Annotated in this window: 7 protein-coding genes and 1 riboswitch; of the genes, 2 read left to right on the forward strand and 5 right to left on the reverse strand. The window is 37.5% G+C overall.

Annotated features, from left to right (window positions below):
• The 4 genes from mgtE to ACESM9_RS13720 all read right to left on the reverse strand — a co-directional run.
• Positions 1–810 (reverse strand): magnesium transporter (mgtE, locus tag ACESM9_RS13705; RefSeq protein WP_372999806.1); only part of this gene is annotated, 810 nt, incomplete at its 3' end.
• Positions 773–916: a hypothetical protein gene (locus ACESM9_RS13710; RefSeq protein WP_372999808.1), complete on the reverse strand. Its 144-nt coding sequence runs from the start codon at positions 914–916 to the stop codon at positions 773–775. The genes mgtE and ACESM9_RS13710, both read right to left, overlap by 38 nt.
• 78 nt (positions 917–994) lie before the next feature.
• A riboswitch (M-box (ykoK) riboswitch) is annotated at positions 995–1160 on the reverse strand.
• Between the two features lie 41 nt (positions 1161–1201).
• Positions 1202–1477: a hypothetical protein gene (locus ACESM9_RS13715; RefSeq protein ID WP_372999811.1), complete on the reverse strand. Its 276-nt coding sequence runs from the start codon at positions 1475–1477 to the stop codon at positions 1202–1204.
• Between the two features lie 13 nt (positions 1478–1490).
• A complete protein-coding gene (locus ACESM9_RS13720; protein WP_372999814.1) occupies positions 1491–1892 on the reverse strand; it encodes a helix-turn-helix domain-containing protein in 402 nt (133 codons plus the stop codon).
• A gap of 246 nt (positions 1893–2138) precedes the next feature.
• Between ACESM9_RS13720 and ACESM9_RS13725 the strand changes: the two genes are divergently transcribed.
• Together ACESM9_RS13725 and gltX are read left to right on the forward strand one after the other, a co-directional pair.
• Positions 2139–3578, forward strand: a complete 1440-nt coding sequence (locus tag ACESM9_RS13725) for an aminoacyl-histidine dipeptidase (protein ID WP_372999823.1) — start codon at positions 2139–2141, stop codon at positions 3576–3578.
• A gap of 157 nt (positions 3579–3735) precedes the next feature.
• Positions 3736–5196 (forward strand): glutamate--tRNA ligase, encoded by a 1461-nt coding sequence (gltX, locus tag ACESM9_RS13730; RefSeq protein ID WP_372999817.1) that lies wholly within the window; start codon positions 3736–3738, stop codon positions 5194–5196.
• A gap of 234 nt (positions 5197–5430) precedes the next feature.
• Here gltX and ACESM9_RS13735 read toward each other — a convergent pair whose 3' ends face one another.
• The gene (locus tag ACESM9_RS13735) at positions 5431–5889 is read right to left on the reverse strand and encodes a GyrI-like domain-containing protein (protein ID WP_372999820.1); all 459 of its coding nucleotides are present in this window, start codon (positions 5887–5889) and stop codon (positions 5431–5433) included.
• Positions 5890–6043 lie beyond the last annotated feature (154 nt).

Below are 6043 nucleotides of genomic sequence, written 5' to 3' on the forward strand. Positions count from 1 at the left end.
GCTGGTCTTTAGATATTCCTCTTCCAAAGGCTCCATGGCTGCCATTTTGTGAAGGTCTTCAGTATTTTCCTGTTCTATAATATCAACTATATCATCTATAGTTACAATTCCTACAAGCCTATGCTCATTATCAACCACAGGAAGAGCTGTCAGGTCATATTTTTTAAACAAATCTGCAACTGTTTCCTGATCGTCCAATGTATTGGCATATATGACATCCTCATTCATAATATCGCCAATTATTATGCTTTCATCAGCTAATATGAGTTTCCTTATGGATAAAACTCCTTCAAGCTTTCTACCCTTGTCAATGACATAGCAGGTATTTATTGTTTCCTTATCTACTCCTGTTGCTCTTATATGGCATAATGCTTCTTTTACCGTCATTTGCTTTTTCAGATCAACAAATTCTATGGTCATTACACTTCCGGCAGAGTATTCAGGGTATTTGAGAAATTGATTTATCAGCTTTCTTGTCTCTTCATCGGTGTTTCTCAATACTTTCTTTACCACATTGGAAGGCATTTCTTCCAAAAAGTCTACAGCATCATCTATGAACAGATCATTGACTATATTTCTTATTTCCTTATCTGTTATGGATTCTATAATATACTGCTGTAATTCCAAGGATACATAAGAAAACACATCTGCTGCAATCTCTTTGGGAAGAATGCGAAATAATATCAGAAGCTTTGTTTTGTCCAGTTCCATTAGAAGTTGAGCTATATCCACTATATTCATCTCGGAAATTTCATTTCTAACTTCTTTATATCTATTCTCCTGGATTAGCTTCATAATGGTTTCCTGCATATTTTAACCTCCTTCGAGGAACCGAAGGCCAAAGGGTGGCAACTATGGTTCCTGATTTATTATTTGATTTTTTCTGATAACTATTAGGTAACGGACCAGAATCCATATTTACCACCTCCAAAAATTCATCTAAATAAAAATCCCTTTGCCCGCGAGCAAAGGGAAATAAACAGCAAAATAATATATAGCATCCCTCTCGTATAGTTTTAGCACCTTGCAACATAGGGTATATCCCAGCTGCATTAGGTCATACCTTAATCCGATAAAACCTGTTAACCGTCGTGGCATCTCTCGATGTTTAGCGGCAGCAGCATGTATTTGCAAGGTAGCCTCACATAACGGGCTATGATTTATTATATGCATCTGATTATTAATTTGTCAACTTAGTATATCATCTTTTTCTATATTTATAATCCATCATAAAGGCTGTTATTATACCGCCTATACCCGCAGGGAAAAATATTAAGGCCATAATAAATTGCCCCAAATCCTCGAAGCCTTGTGAGGGTTGCCTTGACAAATATATAAAATATAATGATACAGCTATAATCAAAATTCCTATGATATATTTAACCCATCTTGCATGTCTGAAAAGCTTCCCCAACAAATATGTCAGCAAAACCACTATAGCTGCTGCAACCAATATTACCAACAATAATCTATTCATTCATATAACCTCTTTATCTTATACTATTAATGATGATGCTCTTTTGAGATGCTAACCACTCATTTATGGCGTCCTTGCTAAATCTATAGGCTCCATCGATACATACATATGGTATACCTGATTCTTTGTTATCAATAATATCATATACCTGATCTAGTTCAATATCCAAATACTGGGCAAGCTCTGTAGGTGCCATTACCTCATTCCACTTTTTTTCTCTAGTAGAGTTGTTATAAGTAATACTAGGTTGATTCTGTCTCTGAATTTGTGTTATTTGATGACTAATACTCTCCATCTCCATTCGGATCTTATTCTCTACTTTATAACTTATATATTGTGCAGTAATGACATTGGATATTACTGCAACAATAGATAATACTAGGACTAATATTACAAAGCCTCTTTTGCTATCCACTATTGCGACCTCCTTTTATCGTCATAATATGTATTGTATACTAAATATTAGACTTAATAAAGCTTCTGTTAGTTGCAGTGGGTGTGGGTATGCATTATAACAAAAGTTTTTATTAAAATATTTAATATTAATAAGGTAACTTTTGTTGAAATGCATTACGGAAAGCTAAATTAAGGTGGATTTAGGCTTTCCTATGCATTATAATAATTACATTAGTAAAAGATTGTATTTTTTGAGAAAGGGATGATGATTTTGGATAAAATATTCAAGTATTTTGAAGAGATATCTAAAATTCCAAGGGGTTCAGGGAATGAAAAGGGCATAAGCGATTATTTAGTAAATTTTGCTAAAAAGCATAACCTAGAATGCATACAGGATGAAGTGCTTAATGTTATAATAAAAAAGCCTGCCACACCAGGTTATGAAAATGCACCTACAGTCATACTCCAAGGGCATATGGATATGGTCTGTGAAAAAAATAAAGATAAAGTTCATGATTTCACTAAGGATCCAATTACTCTTAGATACATAGATGACATGATTTATGCAGATAACACAACATTGGGAGCAGATAACGGTATTGCTGTAGCCATGGCATTGGCTGTACTGTCCTCCGACGATATAAAGCATCCTGCTCTAGAGGTTTTGATGACAGTAGATGAGGAATCTGGAATGACAGGTGCCAGCGCTCTCAATCCTGAGCATTTAGCAGGAAGAATTCTTATAAATATGGACTCAGAAGAGGAAGGTGAACTTCTGGTAAGCTGTGCAGGAGGCTCCAGAACAACCACCACTTTTAAAGCAGACTGGAAGAAACCTGAAAATACTTTGAAAGCTTATGCAGTAGCAATAAGAGGTCTCAAAGGTGGACATTCCGGCATGGAAATAGACAAAGGCAGAGGAAACTCCAACAAGCTTCTGGGAAGAGTACTAGATGGTATCTACAAAGAAGTACCTTTCCAGCTATCACATTTAAGCGGCGGTTCCAAGACCAATGCAATACCCAGAGAAGCAGATGCAGTTATTTTTGCTCCTGGTGAAAAATACGAGAAGCTGATGGAAATAATAAAAGAATGGAATGATATCCTCAAAAATGAATATAAGGTTACAGATCCGGATGTAACTGTTACTTTAAACAAAGCTGAAGAAAACTATGAAAATACTTTAAGCTATGGTGACACCGAAAGAGTTCTCGCCTTGTTGATGGCTACACCCAACGGAGTTCAGACAATGAGCAGCTCTATGGAAGGATTGGTAGAAAGCTCAAGCAACCTTGGAGTAGTAACTACTAATGAAGAAGGCATAGTTTTCGACTCTTCAATCAGAAGCTCTGTAGACAGCCTAAAGGAATATATAAAGGAGCAGGCCTGCTCAGTAGCTAAACTTGCAGGAGCAGACTTCAATGCTCATGGAGAATATCCGGCTTGGGAATATAACCCAGACTCCAGAATCAGAGAAGTATTTAAAAAGGTATACAAAGAAAAATACGGCAAAGAACCTAAGATAGTAGCAGTCCATGCTGGAGTGGAATGCGGTTTGCTGGGTAAAAAGATTGAAGGGCTTGATATGATATCCTTTGGCCCAGATATGTATGATGTTCACACACCCAATGAACATGTTTCCATATCATCAGTAAAGAGATCCTACGAGTATTTATTGGCAGTTTTAGAAGCACTAAACAATTAAACATTAGATAGTCGAGTCCATACAAGGTGAATTGCCCAACTAAGGGCAAGAGAAGGTGCCTTAGGGCACTGGACTTAGCCGCCCTTTGGCACCCACCGCCAATAGAGGCGGGAGAATTAGGGCAGATTAGTATAGTGTTAATCAAAGGAGAGATAACATGAACCAAGGTAGAGTAAGAACCAGATTTGCTCCAAGTCCTACTGGATATATGCATGTAGGAAATCTCAGAACAGCCCTTTATGCTTATCTTATTGCAAAGCATGATGGGGGAGATTTCATATTAAGAATTGAAGATACAGACCAGGAAAGGTATGTGGAAGGAGCAGTTGATGTAATATATAATGCATTGAAGCTTTCTGGATTGAAACATGATGAAGGTCCAGATATCGGTGGTCCAGTAGGACCCTATGTTCAAAGCCAGAGAAAGCATATATATAGAGAATATGCAGAGAAATTAGTTGAAAAAGGTGAAGCTTACTATTGCTTCTGCAGTGAAGAAAGATTGGAGGCATTGAGAAATCAGGCGGAGGCATTGAAAACACCCTTTAAATATGATAAACATTGCTGTGGACTTTCTAAGGAAGAAATAAAAGAAAAACTTGAAAAAGGTGAGCCTTATGTAATAAGGCAGAACAATCCGAAGACAGGATCCACTACATTTAATGATGAAATATATGGCAATATAACTGTGGAAAACTCCGAACTAGATGATATGATACTGCTTAAATCAGACGGAATGCCTACCTATAACTTTGCCAATGTGGTGGATGATCATCTCATGGGCATAACCCATGTGGTAAGGGGAAGCGAGTATCTATCTTCCTCACCTAAATACAACAGGCTTTATGAAGCCTTCGGTTGGGATATTCCTGTTTATGTACACTGTCCACCCATAATGAGAGATGCACATAACAAGCTGAGTAAGAGAAAGGGCGACGCTTCCTTTGAAGATTTACTGGAAAAAGGATTCCTTAAGGAGGCAGTGCTAAACTATATAGCTTTATTAGGCTGGAATCCTGGTACAGATCAGGAGATATTCTCCCTTGAGGAGCTAATAGAGGTATTTGACTATAGAAAGATAAACAAGGCGCCAGCCATTTTTGACATAGAAAAGCTAAAATGGATGAACGGTGAGTATATAAGAAAGCTCTCTTTGGATGAATTCCATGAGATGGCAATGCCTTACTACAAGAAGACTCTAAAGAAGGAGTACGACTACAAGAAGATAAGCGAGCTGCTCCATACCAGAACCGAAGTTTTGACAGATATACCTTCGCAGCTTGACTTCCTGGATGAGCTTCCCGAGTATTCTATAGAGATGTATATCCACAAGAAGATGAAAACCACCTATGAAATAGCCATAAACAGTCTGGAAAAGGCCCTTCCAGTATTGAAATCTCTGGAAGTATGGAATCTGGATAATATCAGAGACAGCATTGCAAAGCTTATAGAAGAAATGGGTATAAAAAATGGCCAAATGCTCTGGCCTATAAGAACTGCCGTATCCGGTAAAGCCTTCACTCCCGGTGGAGCCTATGAATTAGCTGAGATACTGGGCAAGGATGAAACCATCCGAAGGATGGAAATTGGTATTGAGAAACTGAAAAATGAACAATAGGTGATATGAAACAGCTGTCAGCGAGTATTCTGACAGCTGTTTTTATTTATCATAAACAAGTATAGTCTCTACTTACAATTCAGCAGTATCCATAATTAAGTCCATTATTTCCTGCACACTGCCCATATTAAATATCCTCCATTCTTCGTTTACACAATCTTGCACTAAACATAAAAGCTATAGCAGGTATTCCCTACTATAGCTTCTGGATATTCCGAGTCTTACCCTATAAATTTATTTTAGAGGAAATACTATTTTTGTCAACAACTTGCTCTCCGGAACTTCTACAGGTGAATTGAAATAGAATTCGTAAGCTACTCCTGTAGGCACATAGCCCTTCTCTGCAATCCATTTAGACATCGCATCATATGCAGCTACTGATGCTTCATATGGACCATGGTGCATACAGGATACTTGCTTGCCTGAAGGTATTTGGCTTGCTTTGATTTCACCTTTTCCTTCAAGAGCTTTGGATACAGGGAATCCAATCTCTACATCCAGATTCTCCATATCCATGTTATAGTATGCTGTAAAAGGAGCTCCCGCTGGCTGCTCGCCAATTTCATTCAGATATTCGGCAATACCCTGGTAAGCTCTTCCTAGTTCTTTGGGTAAATTTCCAACTGATGTTCTTGTTCTTATTGATAATACAGGCTGAGCTGGTTGTTCTGTCAATTCAATTTTATAATCCATTTCTTTTCCTCCTTATGTTATCTTTTCTTTCATTATAAGGAAGCAAACCAGACAACTGTATGTCATGTTCTATAAATATTTTATATAAATTTTTTGCGATATTTCTTTAATGATGGTTCTCATGTGCGGCGGACTAATTACTTCCACCTGATCT

Origin of the sequence: Lutispora sp., from assembly GCF_041687175.1 — a bacterium.
In the GTDB taxonomy this organism is placed as follows: Bacteria; Bacillota; Clostridia; order Lutisporales; family Lutisporaceae; genus Lutispora.